Here is a 21724-nt window from a genome sequence, read left to right on the forward strand (position 1 = left end):
GGCATCCAAAGGACACCGCTCATGGGGGTTTTGTTACTTGGCACTGACTTTCGGCACGCTGTTGAGTTCTCAAGGAACGGACGCGCACGAACCCCGACCACCTGGGCGGCCGTCGTCCGAAGCGACTTGCTCCACGATACGCCGTGCACGGCTCGGTGTCACACCCTGGGGGGGGCGACCATCCGGCTCCCGGCCCTCTCGGCCCGGTCTCGCTCGGCGCAGAGAGAAAGTTACGCGGCCACGGGGGCGGCGTCAAACCCAGGTCGGCGCTCGGACCCCCGATTCAGGAGGCCGAGCGTCTCGTGGACGGCAAAACCGCAGGTCGCACGCTTCGATGACCTTGTTACGTGCGAGGCAGGTCACGTGCCGGAGAGGTGTCCGGACGCCCCAGGAGCCCCGTGCGCCCCGTCCGTCACAGGCCCAGGAGCGACTCGATGCCCACGGTCAGACCGGGCCGGCCGCTGATCTGCCGGACGGCGAGCAGGACTCCGGGCATGAACGACGCCCGGTCGTAGGAGTCGTGCCGGAGGGTCAGGGTCTCCCCCGCCGCACCCATGAGCACCTCCTGGTGCGCGACCAGACCGGTGAGCCGGACGGCGTGCACCGGGATGCCCTCGACGTCAGCACCCCGCGCGCCGGGCAGCGAGTCACCCTCCCGGGTCGCATCCGGCGCCGCGGGCACACCGGCGGACCGGCGCGCAGCAGCGACGAGCCGGGCGGTGCGCGCCGCCGTCCCCGACGGGGCGTCGACCTTGTGCGGGTGGTGCAGCTCGACGATCTCCACGGAGGGGAAGAACCGGGCGGCCTCCTGCGCGAAGCGCATGAGGAGGACGGCGCCGATGCCGAAGTTCGGGGCGATGAGGACGCCCACCTGGGGGTGGGGCCCGAGCCACTCGGCGATGGTGGCGAGCTTCTGCTCGTCGAAGCCGGTCGTGCCGACCACGCAGTGGATGCCCTGGTCGATGCAGAACCGGATGTTGTCCATGACCGAGTCCGGCCGGGTGAAGTCGACCACCACCTGGGCGCCGGCGTCGGCGACGTTGAACAGCCAGTCCCGCTCGTCGACCATCGCGACGAGCTCCATGTCCTCGGCCGCGTCGACCGCACGGCACACCTCGGTGCCCATGCGGCCGCGGGCCCCGAGGACGCCCACCGAGATCAGCGGCGAGTCGGGGGCAGAGGTCTCGGCGGACGGGGCGTCAGGGGGTGTGCTCACCCCGCGATGCTCACCAACCGCGACGGCGGATGCAAGGCGGCGGCCCGCCCGGCACGCGCCGTCCCGCTCAGCGGGCGGCGGTGCGGCGGGACCGGGCGAGCGCGGCCCAGACGGCGAGGCCGACCGCCACGCCGGCCGAGTCGGCGACCAGGTCGCCCCAGGCGGCGTCCCGGTCGACCAGGTCGGTGCCCTGCAGCACCTCGCTGACCGCTGCGTAGAGCACCAGGACGACCGCGAGCACCCGTGGCCGGGCCCCGGCCCAGCGGCCGGTGACCGCCAGCGCCGCGAACAGCAGCCCGTGCACCAGCTTGTCGACGCCGTAGGGGCTCGGCGGGACGTCCGAGGGCGGGGCGAAGAGCACCGCGAACGACACCAGCCAGGCGACGGCGAAGACGCCGCGGGACAGCGCGCCGTGCGTGGCGAACGGTGAGGTCACGGCGCTCAGACCAGCGCGGTGAGCCGGTCCAGGTCGCGCGCCCGGTAGGGCCCGACGACGGCGAGGCAGGTGGGACGGGCGAACAGGTCGGCGGCGACGGCCGCGGCCTGCGGCACGTCGACGGCGTCGATCCGCTCGAGCACGGCGCGCACCGGGAGGTACTCCCCGTACGACAGCTCGCTCTTGCCCAGCCGGCTCATCCGGGAGCCGGTGTCCTCCAGCCCGAGCACGAGACCGCCCTTGAGCTGCCCCTGCGCCCGGGTGACCTCCTCTGCCGTGAGCCCCTCGGCGGCGACCCGGTCGAGCTCGGCCCGCACCAGGCGCAGCACCTCGGGCACCCGCTTGGGCGAGCACCCGGCGTACACCGAGAAGTGGCCGCTGCCCGCGTAGTGGGTCAGCGCCGAGCCGACGCTGTAGACCAGCCCGCGCTTCTCCCGGATCTCCTGGAACAGCCGGGAGCTCATCCCGCCGCCGAGCGCGGCGTCCACGACGGCGGCGGCGTAACGGCGCTCGTCGAGCCGGCCCATGCCCAGCCCGCCCAGCAGCAGGTGGGTCTGCTCGGTGGGTCGGTGCAGCAGCCCCGCCGGGGTCGCCGGCGCGTCGAGGACGACGTCGTCGCCGAGCCGGAGCGGCTCGGGACGGGAGTCCCCCGCCAGCCGGTCCGCGAAGGCGGCGGTCACCAGGTCGAGCACCTGCTGGTGGTCGACCCGGCCGGCCGCGGACACCACGATCGACGGCACCCGGTACCGGCTGCGGTACCAGCCGTCGACGTCGTCCCGGGACAGCGCCTCGATCGACTCGACCGTGCCGAGCACCGAGCGGCCGAGCGGGGTGTCCCCGAAGAGGGTCTCGGCGTAGAGGTCGTGCACGGCGTCGGCGGGCTCGTCGTCGCGCATGGCGATCTCCTCGAGCACCACCGTCCGCTCGGACTCGAGGTCCGGGGCGGTGTTGAGCGCCTCGGTGACCAGGTCGCCGAGCAGGGTGACCGCGAGCGGCAGGTCGCTGGCGAGCACGTTCGCGTAGTAGCAGGTGTGCTCCTTGGCGGTGAACGCGTTCATCTCACCGCCGACCGCGTCCATCGCGGTCGCGATCTCCAGCGCCGTCCGGCTGCGGGTGCCCTTGAACAGCAGGTGCTCGAGGAAGTGCGACGCCCCGCCGAGGGCGGGCGTCTCGTCCCGGGAACCGACGCCCACCCAGATGCCCAGGGTGGCCGAGAGGACGCCGGGCATCGTCTCGGTCAGCACCCGCAGGCCACCGGGCAGCTCGGTGCGCTCGACCCGGCCGCCGACCTCGTCGACGTCCAGGGTGCTCGTGATGCCGACCGGGGCCGGGTCGGACGCCGCAGCGTCCGGCCCGGCCCCGGTCAGGTGCTCAGCAGTCGTGGTCACGCCTCCGCGGGAGCGGACGCCTCGGCCGGGGCGTCCGCGGCGGGAGCCGACTCACCTTCGGCAGCGACCGGCACGAGGCTGATCTTGCCGCGGGCGTCGATGTCGGTGATCTCGACCTGGATCTTGTCGCCGACGTTCACGACGTCCTCGACCTTGGCGATCCGCTTGCCGGCGCCGAGCTTGCTGATGTGCACCAGCCCGTCCTTGCCCGGCAGCAGGGAGACGAAGGCACCGAAGGCGGTGGTCTTGACGACCGTGCCCAGGAACCGCTCGCCGACCTTCGGCATCTGCGGGTTCGCGATCGCGTTGATCCGGTCCACCGCGGCCTGGGCCGAGGGACCGTCGGCGGCACCGACGTAGATCGTGCCGTCGTCCTCGATCGTGATGTCCGCGCCGGTCTCGTCCTGGATCGCGTTGATCATCTGGCCCTTCGGGCCGATGACCGCGCCGATCTTGTCGACCGGGATGTGCACCGTGGTCACCCGGGGGGCGTACGGGCTCATCTCGTCGGGACCGTCGATGGCCTCGAGCATGACGTCGAGGATGTGCAGCCGGGCCGCGCGGGCCTGGGTCAGCGCACCGGCGAGGACGTCGGAGGGGATGCCGTCGAGCTTCGTGTCCAGCTGGAGGGCCGTGACGAAGTCCTTGGTGCCGGCGACCTTGAAGTCCATGTCACCGAACGCGTCCTCGGCACCGAGGATGTCGGTCAGCGCGACGTACTGGGTCGTGCCGTCGACCTCGTCGGACACCAGGCCCATGGCGATGCCGGCGACCGGGGCCTTCAGCGGCACACCGGCGTTGAGCAGGGCCAGCGTCGAGGCGCAGACCGAGCCCATCGAGGTGGAGCCGTTGGAGCCCAGCGCCTCGGAGACCTGCCGGATCGCGTAGGGGAACTCCTCGCGGTCGGGCAGCACCGGGACCAGCGCGCGCTCGGCGAGCGCGCCGTGGCCGATCTCGCGCCGCTTGGGCGAGCCCACGCGGCCGGTCTCCCCGGTGGAGTACGGCGGGAAGTTGTAGTTGTGCATGTACCGCTTGCGGGTCACCGGCGACAGGGTGTCCAGCTGCTGCTCCATGCGGAGCATGTTCAGCGTGGTGACGCCCAGGATCTGGGTCTCGCCGCGCTCGAACAGCGCCGAGCCGTGCACCCGGGGCAGCACCTCGACCTCGGCCGACAGCGGCCGGATGTCGGTGACGCCGCGGCCGTCGATGCGAACCTTGTCGCGCAGGATGCGCTGCCGGACGACCTTCTTGGTCACCGCGCGGAAGGCACCGGAGATCTCCTTCTCGCGGCCCTCGAACTGGCCGGCCAGCGCGGCCTTGACCTCGTCCTTGAGCGCGTCGGTGGCCTCCTCGCGCTCCTGCTTGCCGGCGATCGCCTGGGCGACGGCCAGCTTCTCGGCGGCCTGGGCCTCGACGGCGGCGTAGACGTCGTCCTGGTAGTCCAGGAAGCGCGGGAAGTCCGCGACGGGCTTGGCGGCCTTGGCGGCCAGTTCGCTCTGCGCCTGGCACAGCGCCTTGATGAAGGGCTTGGCGGCCTCGAGGCCCTGGGCCACGACCTCCTCGGTCGGCGCGGTGGCGCCGCCGGCGACGAGCTCGATGGTCTTCTCGGTGGCCTCGGCCTCGACCATCATGATCGCGACGTCGCCGTCGGGCAGCACCCGGCCGGCCACGACCATGTCGAAGACGGCGTCCTCGAGCTGGGCGTTGGTCGGGAAGCCGACCCACTGGCCGTTGATGAGCGCCACCCGGGTACCGCCGACCGGGCCGGAGAACGGCAGGCCGGAGAGCTGGGTGGAGGCCGACGCGCCGTTGATCGCCAGGACGTCGTAGAGGTCCTCGGGGTCCAGCGAGAGGACCGTGATGACGACCTGGACCTCGTTGCGCAGGCCCTTGGCGAACGTCGGGCGCAGCGGGCGGTCGATCAGCCGGCAGGTGAGGATCGCGTCCTCGCTGGGGCGGCCCTCGCGGCGGAAGAACGAGCCGGGGATGCGGCCGGCGGCGTACATCCGCTCCTCGACGTCCACCGTCAGCGGGAAGAAGTCGAACTGGTCCTTGGGCTGGCGGCCGGCCGTGGTGGCCGACAGCAGCGTGGTCTCGCCCATGGTGGCGACGACGGAACCGGCGGCCTGCTTGGCGAGGCGGCCGGTCTCGAAGGTGACGGTGCGGGAGCCGAGGGCCCCGTTGTCGATCACCGCGGTGGCGGTGAAGACGCCGTCCTCGAAGTCGTTGTCGGTGTCTGTGGTGGGTGCGGACATCGTGTCCTCTTCCTACGTCGCATGCGGCGACGTCCTCTTCGCGGCGCTGCGCGCCGACGGTGTCCGGGGCGACCGGTCTTCGATCGAAGCCCTCGGGGGGCGGCCTGTTCCGCAGGCCCGCTGCGTCCCGGGGGCCACTACCGAGGACCGGCCCTTCGCGGGTGTCCGTCAGGTGGGGCGCCGGTGGGCCCGTGCGGCGGGTGCCGCACGAGAGAGGGGACCGTCCCGGTGGTGCCGGAGCGGTCCCCTCGGTGGTGCTAGCGGCGCAGACCCAGCCGCTCGATGAGCGAGCGGTACCGGTTGATGTCGGTCTTGGCCAGGTAGTTCAGCAGTCGGCGACGACGGCCGACCAGCAGGAGCAGGCCCCGCCGGCTGTGGTGGTCGTGCTTGTGCTGCTTGAGGTGCTCGGTCAGGTCGCTGATCCGGCGGGTCAGCATCGCGACCTGCACCTCCGGCGAGCCGGTGTCGCCCTCGGCCGTGCCGTACTCGGCCATGATCTGCTTCTTCGTCGCGCTCTCCAGCGCCATGTCGCCTCCAGGGCAGGTCACGTGTGGCCCCCGGTCTGTGTCACGGGGGCAGCGTTCACACACACGTCGGTCACCCGACGCTCCGGCAAGGCTACCAGCGTGACCGGACCGTGACCCCACGCCGTCCGGGTCACCCCCCGGCCGGGTGCTCCAGCCCGAGGCTGGCCCGGGTCTCGGCGACGTCGCGGGCCATCGCCTCGAGCAGTTCGGGCACGCCGGAGAAGGTGAGCATCGGCCGCAGCCGGGCGGTGAACTCCACGCCGACGTGCTCGCCGTACAGGTCGCCCTCGAAGTCGAGCAGGTAGGCCTCCACCGTCCGCCGGCTGCCGGCGAACGTCGGGTTGGTGCCGACCGAGATCGCCGCCGGGTGCCGGCTGCGGCTGGCACCGGTCTGCGGGTCGCGCAGCACCAGGTGCCCGGCGTACACGCCGTCGGCGGGGACGGCGGTGTACCGGGGGCTCTCCACGTTGGCCGTCGGGTAGCCCAGCTCGCGGCCGCGCCGGTCACCGCGCACCACGACGCCGTCGACCCGGTGCGGGCGGCCCAGCGCCTGGGCGGCGGACACCATGTCGCCGGCGGCCACGCAGGCCCGGATGTAGGTCGAGGAGATGGTGACCGGCTCGGCGTCGGCGGGGTCGGCCACCACGCTGGCCAGGTCGACGCCCTCCACCGCGAAGCCGAACCGGCGGCCCTCGGCGGTCAGCGTCTCGACCGTGCCGGCGGCCCGGTGGCCGTAGGTGAAGTTCCGGCCCACCACGACCTGGGCGGCGTGCAGGTGCTCGACCAGCACGGTGTGGGTGAACTCCCCCGGGGTCAGCCGGCTGAACTCGGGGGTGAAGGGCAGCACGCACATGGCGTCGACGCCGAGCGCGGCCACCAGCTCGGCCTTGCGGTCGGCCGAGGTGAGGATGGCCGGGTGCGAGCCCGGGCGCACGACCTCCGACGGGTGCGGGTCGAAGGTGACCAGCAGCGCCGGACGGCGCATGGCCCGGGCCCGGGCGACCGCGGCGGTGATGAGGTGCTGGTGACCCCGGTGCACGCCGTCGTACATGCCGATCGTGACGACCGTGCGACCGAGGTCACCGGGCGTGGCCTCCAGGCCCTGCCAGCGCAGCACTCCGCTCCCCCGCGTCCCGGTCAGGAGGCGGGGGCGACGCGGTGCAGCCAGCCGTGGGTGTCGGCGACCCGGCCGTGCTGGACGTCGAGCAGGTGCTCGCGCAGCCGCATGGTCACCGCGCCGGGCTCGCCGTCGCCGACGGTGAAGTCGCCGGTGCGGGCCTTCACCGAGCCCACGGGCGTGATCACCGCGGCGGTGCCGCAGGCGAAGGTCTCGGTGATCGAGCCGTCGGCCACCCCGCTGCGCCACTCGTCGACGCTGATCCGCCGCTCAGTGACGGTGTGCCCGAGCTCCCGGGCGACGGTGATCAGGGAGTCCCGGGTGATGCCGGGCAGCAGGGTGCCGGTCAGCTCCGGCGTGACCAGCTCGGCGTCGTCGCCGGAACCGAGGACGAAGAACAGGTTCATCCCGCCCATCTCCTCGACGTACTTCTTCTCCACCGCGTCGAGCCAGACGACCTGGTCGCAGCCGGCGGCGATCGCCTGCTCCTGGGCGAGCAGGCTGGCGGCGTAGTTGCCGGCGCACTTGACGTCGCCGGTGCCGCCGGGCGCCGCCCGGATGTAGTCCTCGGACAGGTAGACCGAGACCGGGTGCACGCCGCGCGGGAAGTAGGCGCCGGCCGGGCTGGCGATCACGATGAACAGGTACTCGTGGGCCGGCCGCACGCCGAGGAAGGGCTCGCTGGCCAGCTGGTAGGGCCGGATGTACAGCGTCTGGTCGGGACCGGTGGGCACCCAGTCGCGGTCGGCGTCGACGAGCGCGTCGACCGCGGTGATGAAGGCCTCCTCCGGCACCGGGGGCATCGCCAGCCGGACGGCGCCCCGGGCGAACCGGGCGGCGTTCTGCTCCGGCCGGAAGGTGGCCACCGAGCCGTCGGGCTGGGCGTACGCCTTGAGGCCCTCGAAGATCGACTGCGCGTAGTGCAGCGCGGCGGCGCTGGGGTCGACCTGCAGCGGCGCGTACGCGGTCAGCCGGGCGTCGTACCAGCCGCGGCCGGCCTGGTACCGGGCGACGAACATCGAGTCGGTGAAGTACCGGCCGAAGCCCGGGTCCTCGAGCAGCTGGGTGCGCTCGGCGGTCGAGCGGCGCCGCACGTCCTCCACCACCAGCGGCACGCCCTCGGAGAAGACCCGGGACGAGGTTCGGCTGTCGGCGAGCGTGTCGGTCATGGCTCCCACCTGCAGGGATCGGGGCTGGGCGCCCCGGCGGCTGCCGACGGCGCCCCGTCACACTAGCCCGCGCCCGGCAACCGCCTGCCGGGCGCGGGGCCGGGGTCAGCTCTTCTCACCCTCCGGGCCGGACGACTGCACGACCTCGTAGCTCCACAGGTGGTTCTGCGACCGCTCCGCGGCCGGTGCGAGGGTGTCGCCGCCGCCGGAGTGGGCGCGGTCGAAGTCCTGGCTGGTCTGCCAGGACTGGTAGGCCTCCTCGCTCTCCCACCGGGTGTAGACGAGGTAGGCGTCGGTGCCCTCGACCGGGCGCAGCAGCTCGAACCACTCGAAGCCCGGCGTGGTCTCCACCGCGCCGGCGCGACCGCGGAACCGCTCTTCGAAGCGCTCCCGCTTGTCCTCGGGCATGGTCACGACGTTGATCTTGACGACGCTCATGATCGGTTCCCTGCCCGGCGCCACGGCCGGTCAACCGTCGCCGGCCCGGTCAGGACGGCGGGAACCCGACCTGCACGCGGGCGGTGGACCCGGCGTCCTCGACCAGCGCCACCAGCCGGCCGTCCGGGGCCACCGCGGCGACCAGCCCGGGCACGCCGGTGGCCGGCACCCGCTGGCCGTACCCGAGCGCCACGGCCTCCTCGGCGGTCAGCTCGCGGGCGGGGAACACCTGCCGGGCGGCGTCGGCCAGCCCGAGCACCCCGGGGCCCGCGCCGTGCCCGGCGAGCGCGCCGGCGGCGTCCTCGACCGGGCGGGCGTCGGCGGTGGAGAACGGGCCGCTGCTGGTGCGGCGCAGCGCGGTGAGGTGCCCGCCCACGCCGAGCGCGGCGCCGGCGTCCCGGGCGATCGCCCGGACGTACGTGCCTGTGCTGCACGCCACCGTCACGTCGACGTCGACCAGGTCCGGCGTCGGCCGGTCGACCCGGTGGACGTCGATGCGGTGCACGGTCACCGACCGGGGGGCGAGCTCGAACTGCTCGCCGGCGCGCACCCGGTCGTAGGACCGCACGCCGCCGACCTTCACCGCGCTCACCGACGAGGGCACCTGCGCGAGCTCCCCCACCTGCCCGGCGAGCGCCGTCCGGACGTCGTCGGCGGTGAGCCCGGCCGCCGACGTGGTGGCGGTGACCTCGCCCTCCCGGTCGTCGGTGACCGTCGACTGCCCGAGCCGGATGGTGGCCTCGTAGGTCTTGTCCGAGCCCGACAGGTGGCCCAGCAGCCGGGTGGCAGCCCCGACGCCGAGCACGAGCAGGCCGGTGGCCATCGGGTCCAGCGTGCCGGCGTGGCCGACCTTGCGCACCGACAGCACCCGCCGGGCGCGGGCGACGACGTCGTGCGACGTCATGCCGGCGGGCTTGTCGACCAGCAGCAGGGACGGCGGGACGTCGGCATCGGGCCTTCTCGGACTCACGGTGCAACGCTCGCAGACGTCCACCGGGAGCCGGCCACCCGGGCGACCACCGCTCCCAGCCGGAGCGCGATGAACAGCGTGAGCCCGGTCCAGACGCCGGGCAGCCCCCAGCCCAGCGCCCCCGACAGCAGCGACAGCGGCACAAAGCCGACCAGCGCCGACCCGAGCGTGACGGTGCGCAGGTAGGCGACGTCGCCGGCGCCCATGAGCACGCCGTCCAGCGCGAAGACGACGCCGGCCAGCGGCTGCATGAGCGCCAGGAACCACCAGACGACGCCGGCCTGGTCGAGCACGGCAGGGTCGGCGGTGAACAGCGGCGGCAGCACCGTCCGCAGCGCCAGCAGCGCGCCGGCGACCACGACCCCGGTGCCCAGGCCCCAGATCCCGACCCGGACGGCGGTGCGCCGGGCCTCGGCCGGTTCCCCGGCGCCCAGCGCGTGCCCGACGAGCGTCTGCGCGGCGATCGCGTACGAGTCGAGCACCAGCGCCAGGAACATCCACACCTGCAGGGCGACCTGGTGCGCGCCGAGCTCCGCCGTCCCCGACCGGGCGACGACGCCGGCGGCCGCGGCGAAGGCGACCTGCAGCACCGCGGCGCGGATGAGCAGGTCGCGGCCGAGCACCAGCTGGGCCCGCAGCCCGGACCAGCGCGGCGGCTGCCGGAGGACCGCCCGGCCGGTCTCGCGCAGCAGGGCGCGGACGAACAGCGCGGCGGACACCGCCTGGCCGGCCAGGTTGGCGACGGCGCTGCCGACCAGGCCGAGGCCGGCGACGTGCACCAGCGGCGGGCACAGCACCAGGCTGACCACGCTGCCGGCGAGCACGAACCGCACCGGCCGGTGCAGCTCCTGCACACCGCGCAGCCAGCCGTTGCCGGCGAGCGCCAGCAGCAGCAGCGGCAGCCCGGGGCTCGCCACCCGCAGCCAGTCCTCGGCGGCGTCGGCGACCGGCCCGGCGCCCCCGGCCAGCAACCGGGTCAGCGGGCCGGCGGCCAGCTGGAAGACCAGGGCCAGCGGGACGCCGAGCGCCAGCGCCAGCCAGCTGGCCTGGACGCCCTCGGCGACCGCGCCGGCCCGGTCGCCGGCGCCGGACCGCCGGGCGGCGCGGGCGGTCGTGCCGTAGGCGAGGAAGTTCAGCAGCGCCGCGACGTAGGCCAGCAGCCCGCCGCCGACGGCGAGCCCACCGAGGCTGGTCGCGTCGAGGTGCCCGACGACGGCGGTGTCGACCAGCAGGTACAGCGGCTCGGCCGCGAGGACGACGAGCGCCGGCGCGGCCAGCCGGGGGACGGACGGACCGCTCAGCCCTGCAGCTCCCGCCGCAGCTGCTCGAGGGTGCCGGCCCGGTCGAGCGTGCTGCTGTAGCCGGCGGCGGCGCGGTGGCCGCCCCCGCCCAGGGCGATCGCCACCCGGGACACGTCGGTGCGGCCGCGGGACCGCAGGGACACCACCCAGCTGCCGTCGTCCTGGCCCTTGAGCACGCAGGCGACGTCGGCCTCCTCGGTGGAGCGGATCACGTCGACCAGCGCCTCGAGGTGGTCGGCCGCCAGCCCGTGCGAGCGGGCGTCCGCGCCGGTGGCCCAGGTCCAGACCAGGCCGGCGCCGACCGCGGGCTCCAGCTGCGCCCGGCCGGTGACGTCGGCGAGCAGGCGCAGCCAGCCGAACGACGCGGTGTCGAACAGGCGCTGGCTGATGGCCGCGTGGTCGATGCCGGTGCGCAGCAGGCGCGCGGCCAGCTCGTGGGTGGCCGGCGCGGTGTTGCCGAACCGGAACGACCCGGTGTCGGCGGTCAGCCCGGCGTACAGGCAGGCGGCCAGGTCGGTGTCCAGGTCGACGCCGAGCCGGTCCAGCAGCGCGGCCACCAGCGCGACCGTCGCGGGCGCCAGCGGGTCGACCAGCCGGACGTCGCCGAACCCGGGGTTGCTGGCGTGGTGGTCGACGACCACCGAGCGGCCGGCGTCGTCCAGCAGCCGGGCCAGCTCACCGAGCCGCCCGGTCGACGAGGCGTCGAGGCTGACGAAGACGTCCGGGGAGTCCGGCACGTCGGTCGAGGGCACCAGCGCGTCCGCGCCGGGCAGCCAGGCCAGCGACTCGGGCACGGTGAACGGGCCGGGGAAGGTGGGCACGACGCGGGCACCGAGCCGGCGCAGGCCGGCGGCCAGGGCCAGCACGCTGCCCAGCGCGTCGGCGTCGGGCTGCACGTGGCCGGACAGCACCACGGTGGCCCCGGCGCCGGCCGCGCCGGCGAGCACCTCCGCCGCCCGGTCGGTGGCCCCGGCGACCGGGTCGCCGGTCGCCGGCAGCGGCTCCCGGGTCACCGTCACGCGTCCGGCCCCGGGTCGGCGACCGGCGGGGACTGGGACGCGTCGGTGTCGACGCGGCCACCGCCCACGGGGTAGGACGAGCCGTCGTCGGGCTCGTCGGCGGCGATGGACGGCGCCTCACCGATCTGGCCGGTCTTGCCCCCGGCGGTGGGGTCGCCGTGCGGCGCGGGCTCCTGCCGGCCGCCGAGGGTGGTGCCCTCGTCGTCGCCGTAGGGATCGGGGTCGACGGCCTCGTTGCCCGGGCGGTCGGTGCCCTGGCCCGCGCTCACCGGGCGCTCCGCTCGGGCGTGGGCAGGTCGTCCGCGTCGTCGGCGGCCGCGTCGTCGAGCTCCTCGTCGGACAGGTCGTCGTCCTCGTCCGCCACGGCGGGCTTGCGGTACGGGTCGGCGTCGCCGGCGTACTGCGCGCCCTCGCGGGCCCGGGCGAGCTCGGCGTCCGCGTGGCGCACCCGCTCCAGGGCCTCGTCCAGCTCGCGCGCGGTGTCGGGCACCATGTCGGCGACGAAAGCCAGCGACGGCACGAACTTGATGCCGGTCTGCCGGCCCACGGCCGAGCGGAGCACGCCGGTGGCGCTGGCCAGCGCCCGGGCCGAGTCCTCGACCTCCTGGGCGTCGCCGTAGACGGTGTAGAAGACCGTCGCCTCGCGCAGGTCTCCGGTCACCTTGGCGTCGGTGATGGTGACCATCCCCAGCCGCGGGTCCTTGATCTGCATCTCGATGGTCGCCGAGACGATCTGGCGGATGCGCACCGCCAGCCGCCGCGCGCGTGCCGGGTCGGCCATCGGTCCTCCTGAGCTCTGGGTGCATCGCTGCACCGGGTCGGCCCCGCTCCCGGGCCCTCCGCGAGCTCGCGCGGTGGGCGGACCGGGGCCCGGTCGTCAATCCTCGTCGCTGAACAGCTGCCGGTGCGTCGACAGCAGGGTCACCTCGGGTCGCTCGGCCAGCAGCCGTTCGCAGGCGTCGAGGACGTCACCGACCTGGGCGGCGTCGCCGGCCACCGTGGCGACCCCGAGCTGCACGCGGCGGTGCAGGTCCTGGTCACCGACCTCGGCGGCGGCGACGGCGAAGCGGCGCCGCAGCTCAGCCACCACCGGCCGGACCACAGCCCGCTTCTCCTTGAGCGAGTGGACGTCGCCCAGCAGCAGGTCGGCCGTCAGCGTCGCGGTGAACACCGGACGCCTCCTACCCACCTGCCGCCGGACGATGCCGGTCCCGTCCCGGGCGCACCCGGGACGGGACCGGCCGTCGACATCAGGCGCGCGGCTTCTCGCGCATCTCGAACGTCTCGATGACGTCGTCGACCTTGATGTCGTTGAACGACCCCAGGCCGATACCGCACTCGTAGCCCTCGCGGACCTCGGTCGCGTCGTCCTTGAACCGGCGGAGCGACTCCACCGTCAGGTTGTCGGCGACCACGGCACCGTCGCGGATCAGGCGCGCCTTGGAGTTGCGCACGATCGTGCCGCTGCGCACCAGCGAGCCGGCGACGTTGCCGATCCGCGGGACGCGGAAGACCTCGCGGACCTCCGCCGTGCCCAGCTGCACCTCCTCGTACTCCGGCTTGAGCATGCCCTTGAGCGCGGCCTCGATCTCCTCGATGGCCTGGTAGATGACCGTGTAGTACCGGACGTCCACGCCCTCGCGGGCAGCCAGCTCGGTGGCCTGACCCTCGGCCCGGACGTTGAAGCCCAGGACGATGACGTCGTCGGCCAGCGCCAGGTCGATGTCGCTCTTGGTGATCCCGCCGACGCCGCGGTGGATGACCCGCAGCGAGATGTCGTCGCTCACCTCGATCTTCATCAGCGCCTCTTCGAGCGCCTCGACGGTGCCCGAGTTGTCGCCCTTGATGATCAGGTTGAGCTGACGGGTCTCCTTGAGCGCCGCGTCCAGGTCCTCCAGGCTGATCCGCTTCCGCATCGACGCGTTCTGCGCGTTGCGGATCCGGGCCTGGCGGCGGTCGGCGATCTGCCGGGCGATCCGGTCCTCCTCGACGACGAGGAAGGTGTCACCGGCACGCGGCACGGAGGTGAGGCCGACGACCTGCACCGGCCGGGCCGGCAGGGCCTCCTTGAGCTTGTTGCCGTGCTCGTCGAGCAGCGACCGGACGCGACCATAGGCGTCGCCGGCCACGATCGAGTCGCCCTGGCGCAGCGTGCCGCGCTGGACCAGCACCGTGGCGACGGGGCCCCGGCCCTTGTCCAGCTTGCCCTCGATCACGACACCCTGGGGGTCCTGACCGACGTTCGCGCGCAGGTCCAGCGAGGCGTCGGCGGTCAGCAGGATCGCCGCGAGCAGGTCCTCGAGACCCTGGCGGGTCGTCGCGGAGACGTCGACGAACATCGTGTCGCCGCCGTACTCCTCGGCGACCAGCCCGTACTCGGTGAGCTGCTGGCGGATCTTGGCGGGGTTGGCCCCCTCCTTGTCGATCTTGTTGACCGCGACCACGATCGGCACCTCGGCGGCCTGGGCGTGGTTGAGCGCCTCGACCGTCTGCGGCATGACGCCGTCGTCGGCGGCCACGACGAGCACGACGATGTCGGTGACCTTCGCGCCTCGGGCACGCATCGCGGTGAACGACTCGTGACCCGGGGTGTCGATGAAGGTGACCGGGCGCTCGTTGCCCTCCAGCTCGGTGACGATCTGGTAGGCGCCGATGTGCTGGGTGATGCCACCGGCCTCCTTGGCCGCCACGTTGGCGTGCCGCAGGGCGTCCAGCAGCTTCGTCTTGCCGTGGTCGACGTGGCCCATGACGGTCACGACCGGCGGACGGATGTCCCAGTCGTCCTCGTCGTCGCTCTCCTCGTCGCCGAAGGTGAGGTCGAAGGTGTCGAGGAGCTCGCGGTCCTCGTCCTCCGGGCTGACGACCTGGATGACCCAGCCGATCTCGGCACCGAGCAGCTGCAGCGTGTCGTCGTTCACCGACTGCGTCGCGGTGACCATCTCGCCCAGGTGGAACAGGGCGGTGACCAGCGCGGCCGGCTGGGCGTTGATCCGCTCGGCCAGGTCGGTCAGCGAGGCGCCCCGGGGCAGCCGGACGGTCTGCCCGTTGCCGCGGGGCAGGCTGACGCCACCCATCGACGGCGCCGCCATGGAGTCGAACTCCTGACGCCGCTGCTTCTTGCTCTTGCGCCCGCGGACCGGACCGCGGCCACCGGGACGCCCGAAGGCACCCGCGGTACCGGCACCGGAACCACCGCGACCACGGCCGCGGCCACCTCCGCCACCACGGAAGCCACCACCGGCCGGCGCGCCGGCACCAGGAGCACCGCCGCCGCCACCGGGACGGAAGCCGCCGCCACCGCCGGGACCACCCGGACGGCCACGACCGCCGGCGCCACCGGGGCCACCGGGACGACCGCCACCGGCGGGCCGGGGCGGCATCATGCCGGGGCTCGGACGCTGCGGCATCATGCCCGGGTTGGGGCGCGGACCGCCGGGGCCGGCCGCGGGCCGGGGCCCGCCGGGACCGGCCGCGGGACGCGGACCGCCCTGGCCGGGCGCCGGGCGGGGACCGCCGGGGCCGGGACGCGGACCACCCTGACCGGGCGCCGGGCGGGGACCGCCGGGACCCGGACGCGGGCCACCGGCCGCCGGGCCGGGACGGGGACCGCCCTGGCCGGGAGCCGCCGGACGCGGGGTGCTGCTGAAGGGGTTGTTGCCCGGACGGGGCGCCGGACGCGGGCCCGGGCGGGGACCGCCGGGAGCGGCCGGACGCTGGGCGCCGGAGGTGGGTGCACCGCCGCCGACCGGACGCGGACCGGGCCGGGGACCGGACGGAGCGCCCGGACCGGCCGGGGCCTGGGCAGCCGGAGCCGCCGGGGCCTGGGCCGCCGGGGCCTGGGCCGCCGGAGCCGCGGGGGCCTGGGCAGCCGGACGCGGGCCCGGGCGGGGACCCGGGGCACCGGGACGCGCCGGGGCCTGGGCAGCCGGGGCCTGGGCGGCCGGAGCCGCGGGGGCCTGGGCAGCCGGAGCCGCGGGGGCCTGGGCAGCCGGGACCTGGGGCGCCGGGGTCGGGGCCGCCGGAGCAGCCGGGGCCTGCGCGGCAGGCGCCGAGGGCGCCGGACGCGGGCCGGGTCGGGGGGTCGGGCGGGCGGCCGAGCCGTCGCCACGGGACGGGGCGCTGGAGCCACCGTCGAACGCCTCACGCAGCCGTCGGGCCACGGGGGCCTCCACGGTGGACGAGGCGGACTTCACGAACTCGCCCTGCTCCTTGAGCTTCGCGAGCACCGTCTTGCTGTCGACACCGAGCTCTTTTGCGAGCTCGTGTACGCGGGCCTTGCCTGGCACGGGTCTCCTCTTGCTGAGGCCGGCGGCGGGTCCGCGCGACCTCTGGGTCAGTGGTGCATGGTCATCGTGACGACTTCACGGGTGGCTCATCCGAGGACGTCCTGCTCTCGAGGGCGGTCCGGCCGGGTGCCGGACCGACTGTGGTGCTGCGCTCTCGTCGGGCTGTGTTCTCGTCGGGCCCTGTGGTGCTGTCCCACCCGGGGTCCGCCCCGGGTCAGGCCTGGTCGGCCGTGCCCCGGAGGTGGTCCTCGAGCGGACCGGTCTCCAGCGGTGCGCTGCTGCGCAGTGCCCGCGGGAAGGCCCGGCGCCGGACTGCTGCGCGCAGGCACTCCTCGGTGGGGTGCAACGAGGCACCTCGTCCGGGGAGCCGCCGCCGGGGGTCGGGGGTGACCCCGCCGTCCCGGACCACGACGCGAAGCAGTTCGGTGACCGGAGCGCGCCGCCGGCACCCCACACAGGTGCGGACCGGGATCGACGTTTCGGCCATCGACGAGTCTAGCGCGCCGCCGGCCCGCGTTGTTCCGCGCGTCGGACCGGCGGCCGCTGACCGCCCTGCCCGCCGCGCAGCGGGGGACGACCGGTCTGGCCGGCGGCACCCGCCGGGGCGGCGGTCCGCAGCGGCGCGCGGCCCACGCCCGGGGAGGCGGGGGCGTCCGGGTCGTCGGCCTGGGCGTCGCTGCGGATGTCGATCCGGCAGCCGGTGAGCCGGGCGGCGAGGCGGGCGTTCTGCCCCTCCTTGCCGATGGCCAGCGACAGCTGGTAGTCGGGGACGACGACGCGGACCGCGCGCGCCGCCGGGTCGACCACCCGGGCGCTGGTCACCCGGGCCGGCGACAGGGCCGAGGCGACGAACGTGGCGTCGTCGTCCGAGTGGTCGACGATGTCGATCTTCTCGCCGTGCAGCTCGCCCATGACGTTGCGCACCCGCTGGCCCATCGGCCCGATGCAGGCACCCTTGGCGTTGAGCCCGGACACCTTGGTGCGCACCGCGATCTTCGTGCGGTGGCCGGCCTCGCGGGCCACCGAGACGATCTCGACGCTGCCGTCGGCGACCTCCGGGGCCTCCAGCGCGAACAGCTTGCGCACCAGGTTCGGGTGGGTGCGCGACAGGGTGACCTGGGGGCCGCGGAACGTGCGGGCCACCGAGACCACGTAGGCCTTCAGCCGCGAGCCGTGCGGGTAGCTCTCCCCCGGCACCTGCTCGGACGGCGGCAGGACGGCCTCGACCTTGCCGATGTCGACGAGCACCGCGCCCTGGGCGTTGCGCCGCGCGTCGGCCTGGACGACGCCGCTGACGATGTCGCCCTCCTTGCCCGCGTACTCGCCGAAGGTCTGCTCGTGCTCGGCGTCCCGCAGCCGCTGCACGATCACCTGCTTGGCGGTGCTGGCCGCGATCCGGCCGAAGTCGGTCGGGGTGTCGTCCCACTCCCGCACGACCGCGCCGTCCTCGCCCAGCTCCTGGGCCAGCACCGCGACCTCGCCGCTCTTGCGGTCGATGTGCACGCGGACGTGCTTGGCCGCCCCGTCGGCGTGCCGGTAGGCGGTGACCAGGGCGGTCTCGATCGCCTCCAGCACCGTGTCGGCGGGGATGCCCTTCTCCCGCTCGACCGCCTTGAGCGCGGTCACGTCGATGATCACCGGGTTCCTCCTCGTCCCTGGCGCGGCCGCCGCGGCGCGCGGGGCCCGGCCGGTCGCCCGGCCGTGCTGCCCGCGTCGGCCGGCGGGGTCGCCGCCGTCTCCTGCTCGTCCTGCTCGTCGAGCAGTCCGTCGTCGTCGGTCTCGTCGCTGTCGTCGTCGGTCTCGTCGTCGGTCTCGTCGTCGGCCCCGTCGTCGGCCCCGTCGTCGGCCTCGTCGCCGCCGAGGTCCACCAGCGCCGCGTCGCGGTGCCCGGCGGGCCGGGCGAACTCGACCTGCACGCGGGCCTCGCCCAGCTCCGCCCAGCCCAGCGTGCGCTCTCCGACGGCCTTGCGCACCTGGCCCTTCTTGGCGCCGCCCTTCTCCACGGCCAGCACCACGCCGTCGTCGCCGACGCGCAGCACCCGGCCGGTCAGCTGCTCCCGCTTCCCCTCCGGGCCGGCCGCGACGCTGACCAGCCGGCCGACGTTGCGCCGCCAGTGCCGCGGCTGGCTGAGCGGGCGGTCGACGCCGGGGCTGGTGACCTCGAGCACGTAGGGCGAGCTGCCGAACGCGCCGTCGACGGCGTCGAGCACCTCGGACAGCCGGCGGCTGAGGTCGGCGACGTCGTCGAGGCTCACGCCCTCGTCCCGGTCGATCACCACCCGGACGACGGCGCGCTGCCCGGCCTGGCGGACGACGAGCTCCTCCAGGTCGTAGCCGGCGGCGGCGACCAGCGGCTCGACCGAGGCGGTCAGCCGGCCGGTCAGCGCGTCGTCGTGGACCCCTCGCGTGGGCACCGGTCGCCTCCTCGTCTGCTGTTGTCGTCCCACCCCTGCCCGGTCCGCGACCGGTCGGTCGCAGGACGGGGCGGCAGACCGCGGCAGGCCCGACGGGCCGCCGGCGGGCTGGGCGGGAACCGTCAGGCTACCGCTCGCCCCGCGACCGGCCGACCGGCCCCGGCGGCACTCCCGCCCCACCGCTCACAGCGTCCCGGCCGGACCGGAGCGTCGGGCTGCCGGACCGGCGCGGGCTGCGAGGATGGGGGCGATGTCCAGTTCCGCCCCCTTCTCCCGGCCCTTCACCCGGCCCTTCACCCGGCGCAGCCTGCTGGCCGCGGCGCTGGCCGGCACGGCGCTGGTGGCGACCGCCTGCACCGGCGGCGACGAGGACCGGGCCGACGCGGTCACCCCGGCGCAGTCCGACCAGCTCGCCCGCCAGGTCGCCGTCCAGGCCTCGCTGGTGGCCGCCTACGAGCAGGCGTTCACCGCCTCGCCCGAGCTGGCCGCCGCGGCGGCCCCGCTGGCCGACCAGGCCCGCGAGCAGCTCACCCGGCTGCGCCGGGCGGCGCCGGGCGCCGGTGCGTCCGGGTCTGCGGCCCCGGACGGTGCCCCGCCGGCGGACGCCGCGGGTGCCCGGGGCTGGCTGCGGGCCCAGGTGGCCGCGGCCGCCCAGGCGCACGCCACCGCCTGCCCGGACTTCACCGGCGCGCGGGCGGCGCTGCTGGGCAGCATCGCCGCGGGTCTGCGCGGCCAGGACGGGCAGCTGGCGTGACCCGCCGGCACGAGCGGGAGGACGACGGCCGTGGCTGACGACGGCAGCACCGAGGACGGCGGACCGGAGGTGACCGCGCTGCAGGACGCGCTGGCCGCCGAGCACGCCGCGGTCTGGGGCTACGGCACGGTCGGCGCGGCGCTGCCCGCCGCCGACCGCGCGCAGGTGACCGCGGCGGAGGAGGCCCACCGCGACGTCCGCGACCGGCTGACCCGGCTGCTCAGCGGCCGCGGTGCCGACCCGGTGCCGGCGGAGGGCGGCTACGCCCTGCCGTTCCCGGTGCTGTCGGCGGTGGACGCCGCCCGGCTGGCGGTGACCCTCGAGGAGGGCACCTCCCGGGCCTGGGCCTGGGTGCTCGACCGGGCCACCGAGCGCAGCACCCGCGAGGAGGCGGTCACCGCGCTCGGCGACGCGGAGGTGCGCGCGGTCGGCTGGCGGGCCCGGGCCGGCGTCAGCCCGGTGACCACCGCCCTGCCGGGGCTGCCCTCCTGACGCAGCCCGGCCCGCGGCCCGTCAGCCGCGCAGGCCGCTGAGGAAGGCGTCGGTGACGTTGACCGCCGCGGTGCTCGACTGGCCGGCCTCGACCAGCACCGCGAACGCGATGTCGCCCTGCGGACCGCCCAGCTGGTAGCCGACGAACCAGCCGTGCGAGTCCGGCGGGGTCTTGTCCCCGAACTCCGCGGTGCCGGTCTTGCCGAACACCTCGCCCTGGTCGCCGAGCGCCCGGGCGGTGCCGGTGAGCACCACCTGCCGCATCATCGGGCGCAGCGCGTCCAGCACCGCGGCGTCCGGGCCGGTGGGGGCCGGCCCGGCCGGGTCGGCACCCACGACCTCGACGGGGGCCGCGGGCCTGCCGCTGGCGATGCCGGCGGCGACCAGCGCCATCTGCGCGGGGCTCATGACGACCTTGCCCTGGCCGATCTGGTCGGCGGCCTTGGTGGTGCCGGTCGCGTCGGCGGGCACCTTGCCGCTGGAGATGCCGACCGGCAGCTTCCAGTCGCTGCCCACGCCGTAGGACGCCGCGGCCTTCGCCAGCGCGTCGTCGGGCAGGGTCAGGCCCTGCTGGATGAACGTGGTGTTGCAGGACTGCGCGAAGGCCTCGGTGAGCGGGACGGTGCCCAGGTCGAACTGGTCCTCGTTCTCGAACTCCCGGCCGTCGACGGTCGTGGTGCCCGGGCAGGGCACCGGGGTGCCGGGGGTGACCGTGCCCGCCGCCAGGAGGGCGGTGGCGGTCATCGTCTTCATGCTCGAGCCGGGCGGGAACTGCCCGGACAGCGCGTTGGCCGGGGTCGCCGCCTCGTTCGAGCTCACCGCCAGCACCTCGCCGGTGCCGGGCCGCACGACCACCAGGTGGGTGGCCAGCGGCTGGGTGGCGACGGCCGCGTCGGCGGCGTTCTGGACCGCCGGCACCAGCGGGGTCTGCACGGGGGTGCCCGGCACCGGGGCGACGGAGGCGATCTGCTGCCCGGTGTCGCTGGTGCCCTCGTCGGTGCTCAGCACGGTCACGCTGAACCCCGGTGTGCCGGTCAGCTGCGCCTGGTAGGCCTTCTGCAGGCCGGACAGCCCGAGGGTGTCGCCGGCGGCGTACAGCGGCTTGCCGTCCTCGCCCTTCGCGTCGTCGAGCACGTCGGCGGTCGCGTCACCGACCCGGCCGAGCAGCGCGGACGCGAACCGCGGGCTCGGTGCGAGCAGCCGGGTGGAGGTCGGGAACACCGCGCCGGGGAGGTCGTGGACCTGGGCCTTGATCCGCTGGTAGTCGGGCTGGCGCAGGGTGATCACCGGGACGAACTGGCCCGGCTTCGCCTGCTGCACGTCGGCGGTGATCTCCTCGGCGGAGACCCCGGTGGCCGCGGCGAGGCCGGCGGCGAGCGCGGGCAGGTCGGTGACCTTCGACGGGTCGACGCCGACGTTGACGACCTCGGTGGGGGCGAAGACCGGCGCGCCGGTCGCGTCGGTGATCGCCGCGCGGTCGGGCAGGGTGCGGGTGAGCTGCAGGTGCTGCCCCTCCCCCAGCTCCGGGTGGACGATCGTCGGCTCGGCGACCACCTGCCAGGCGTCGCCGGCCCTGCGCAGCTGCAGCTCGGCCGAGTAGCTCCAGTCGGGCGCCGCGGCGAGGTCCCAGGTCGCCTTCCACGACGCGGTGGCCCGGTCGTCGTCGACGGTCACCTTCCCGAGGTCGGCGGTCAGCGTGGCGTCGGGGAGGTCCTCGGCGGTCTGCTCCAGCAGCGCCTTCGCGACGGCGGGGTCGGTGGTGTCCCCGGCCGCAGCGGCGGCCTTCCCCTTCGACCAGTCGGTCAGGAAGGCCCGGGCGGCGTCGTGCACCTCGTCGGAGGCGTTCCCGGAGCAGCCGGCGAGCACCGGCACGAGGAGCAGGACGGCGCCGGCCGCCGGCAGCAGCCCACGGACGGTCCGGTGTCGGTTGCGCACACCTCCA

Annotated in this window: 21 protein-coding genes and 1 pseudogene; 2 read left to right on the forward strand and 20 right to left on the reverse strand. The window is 75.1% G+C overall.

Features of this window, described 5'->3' with window-relative positions:
- Positions 1-412 precede the first annotated feature (412 nt).
- From dapB to rimP, 19 genes and pseudogenes are all read right to left on the reverse strand, one after another.
- A complete protein-coding gene (dapB, locus tag AB0J00_RS20435) occupies positions 413-1216 on the reverse strand; it encodes a 4-hydroxy-tetrahydrodipicolinate reductase (protein WP_357748498.1) in 804 nt (267 codons plus the stop codon).
- Between the two features lie 67 nt (positions 1217-1283).
- Positions 1284-1652: a VanZ family protein gene (locus AB0J00_RS20440; RefSeq protein ID WP_357748501.1), complete on the reverse strand. Its 369-nt coding sequence runs from the start codon at positions 1650-1652 to the stop codon at positions 1284-1286.
- Positions 1653-1657: 5 nt separating this feature from the next.
- Positions 1658-3040 (reverse strand): pitrilysin family protein, encoded by a 1383-nt coding sequence (locus tag AB0J00_RS20445; protein WP_357748504.1) that lies wholly within the window; start codon positions 3038-3040, stop codon positions 1658-1660.
- A complete protein-coding gene (locus AB0J00_RS20450) occupies positions 3037-5295 on the reverse strand; it encodes a polyribonucleotide nucleotidyltransferase (RefSeq protein WP_357748506.1) in 2259 nt (752 codons plus the stop codon). Before AB0J00_RS20450 ends, AB0J00_RS20445 begins: the two co-directional genes overlap by 4 nt.
- Positions 5296-5552: 257 nt before the next feature.
- Positions 5553-5822 carry a 30S ribosomal protein S15 gene (gene rpsO, locus AB0J00_RS20455; RefSeq protein ID WP_357748508.1) on the reverse strand — a complete coding sequence of 90 codons (270 nt, stop codon included), beginning with the start codon at positions 5820-5822 and terminating at the stop codon, positions 5553-5555.
- A 130-nt stretch (positions 5823-5952) separates the two neighbouring features.
- Positions 5953-6939 (reverse strand): bifunctional riboflavin kinase/FAD synthetase, encoded by a 987-nt coding sequence (locus AB0J00_RS20460; RefSeq protein ID WP_357748510.1) that lies wholly within the window; start codon positions 6937-6939, stop codon positions 5953-5955.
- Positions 6940-6959: 20 nt separating this feature from the next.
- Positions 6960-8108 carry a branched-chain amino acid aminotransferase gene (locus tag AB0J00_RS20465; RefSeq protein WP_357748512.1) on the reverse strand — a complete coding sequence of 383 codons (1149 nt, stop codon included), beginning with the start codon at positions 8106-8108 and terminating at the stop codon, positions 6960-6962.
- Positions 8109-8213: 105 nt separating this feature from the next.
- Positions 8214-8546: an antibiotic biosynthesis monooxygenase gene (locus AB0J00_RS20470; protein ID WP_357748514.1), complete on the reverse strand. Its 333-nt coding sequence runs from the start codon at positions 8544-8546 to the stop codon at positions 8214-8216.
- A 49-nt stretch (positions 8547-8595) separates the two neighbouring features.
- The gene (truB, locus tag AB0J00_RS20475; protein WP_357748516.1) at positions 8596-9516 is read right to left on the reverse strand and encodes a tRNA pseudouridine(55) synthase TruB; all 921 of its coding nucleotides are present in this window, start codon (positions 9514-9516) and stop codon (positions 8596-8598) included.
- Positions 9513-10817 carry an MATE family efflux transporter gene (locus AB0J00_RS20480; protein ID WP_357748635.1) on the reverse strand — a complete coding sequence of 435 codons (1305 nt, stop codon included), beginning with the start codon at positions 10815-10817 and terminating at the stop codon, positions 9513-9515. The genes truB and AB0J00_RS20480 overlap by 4 nt, the downstream gene beginning before the upstream one ends.
- Positions 10814-11836 carry a bifunctional oligoribonuclease/PAP phosphatase NrnA gene (locus AB0J00_RS20485; RefSeq protein ID WP_357748519.1) on the reverse strand — a complete coding sequence of 341 codons (1023 nt, stop codon included), beginning with the start codon at positions 11834-11836 and terminating at the stop codon, positions 10814-10816. The genes AB0J00_RS20480 and AB0J00_RS20485 overlap by 4 nt, the downstream gene beginning before the upstream one ends.
- Positions 11833-12105: a hypothetical protein gene (locus tag AB0J00_RS20490; protein WP_357748521.1), complete on the reverse strand. Its 273-nt coding sequence runs from the start codon at positions 12103-12105 to the stop codon at positions 11833-11835. The genes AB0J00_RS20485 and AB0J00_RS20490 overlap by 4 nt, the downstream gene beginning before the upstream one ends.
- Positions 12102-12617, reverse strand: coding sequence for a 30S ribosome-binding factor RbfA (gene rbfA, locus AB0J00_RS20495; protein WP_357748523.1), 516 nt, complete (start codon positions 12615-12617; stop codon positions 12102-12104). Before rbfA ends, AB0J00_RS20490 begins: the two co-directional genes overlap by 4 nt.
- A gap of 96 nt (positions 12618-12713) precedes the next feature.
- Positions 12714-13007: a DUF503 domain-containing protein gene (locus tag AB0J00_RS20500; RefSeq protein ID WP_357748526.1), complete on the reverse strand. Its 294-nt coding sequence runs from the start codon at positions 13005-13007 to the stop codon at positions 12714-12716.
- A 79-nt stretch (positions 13008-13086) separates the two neighbouring features.
- Entirely contained in the window at positions 13087-14925 is a 1839-nt protein-coding gene (infB, locus tag AB0J00_RS20505) for a translation initiation factor IF-2 (protein WP_357748638.1), read from the reverse strand.
- Between the two features lie 1053 nt (positions 14926-15978).
- Positions 15979-16122 (reverse strand): annotated as a pseudogene (locus AB0J00_RS20510) (translation initiation factor IF-2 N-terminal domain-containing protein); the annotation flags it as partial.
- A gap of 214 nt (positions 16123-16336) precedes the next feature.
- Positions 16337-16609 (reverse strand): YlxR family protein, encoded by a 273-nt coding sequence (locus AB0J00_RS20515; protein ID WP_357748528.1) that lies wholly within the window; start codon positions 16607-16609, stop codon positions 16337-16339.
- 8 nt (positions 16610-16617) lie between these two features.
- Positions 16618-17760, reverse strand: a complete 1143-nt coding sequence (gene nusA, locus AB0J00_RS20520) for a transcription termination factor NusA (RefSeq protein WP_357748531.1) — start codon at positions 17758-17760, stop codon at positions 16618-16620.
- Positions 17757-18536: a ribosome maturation factor RimP gene (gene rimP, locus AB0J00_RS20525; RefSeq protein ID WP_357748534.1), complete on the reverse strand. Its 780-nt coding sequence runs from the start codon at positions 18534-18536 to the stop codon at positions 17757-17759. The genes nusA and rimP overlap by 4 nt, the downstream gene beginning before the upstream one ends.
- Positions 18537-18786: 250 nt before the next feature.
- Here rimP and AB0J00_RS20530 point away from each other — a divergent pair, with 250 nt between their 5' ends.
- Together AB0J00_RS20530 and AB0J00_RS20535 are read left to right on the forward strand one after the other, a co-directional pair.
- Positions 18787-19290: a hypothetical protein gene (locus AB0J00_RS20530; protein WP_357748537.1), complete on the forward strand. Its 504-nt coding sequence runs from the start codon at positions 18787-18789 to the stop codon at positions 19288-19290.
- 30 nt (positions 19291-19320) lie between these two features.
- Positions 19321-19782 carry a ferritin-like domain-containing protein gene (locus tag AB0J00_RS20535; RefSeq protein WP_357748539.1) on the forward strand — a complete coding sequence of 154 codons (462 nt, stop codon included), beginning with the start codon at positions 19321-19323 and terminating at the stop codon, positions 19780-19782.
- A gap of 21 nt (positions 19783-19803) precedes the next feature.
- Here the strand turns inward: AB0J00_RS20535 and AB0J00_RS20540 are convergent, their stop codons facing one another.
- The gene (locus tag AB0J00_RS20540; RefSeq protein WP_357748541.1) at positions 19804-21717 is read right to left on the reverse strand and encodes a penicillin-binding transpeptidase domain-containing protein; all 1914 of its coding nucleotides are present in this window, start codon (positions 21715-21717) and stop codon (positions 19804-19806) included.
- Between the last annotated feature and the right edge of the window lie 7 nt (positions 21718-21724).

The organism is Modestobacter sp. NPDC049651 (assembly GCF_040659695.1).
Taxonomy (GTDB): Bacteria; Actinomycetota; Actinomycetes; order Mycobacteriales; family Geodermatophilaceae; genus Modestobacter.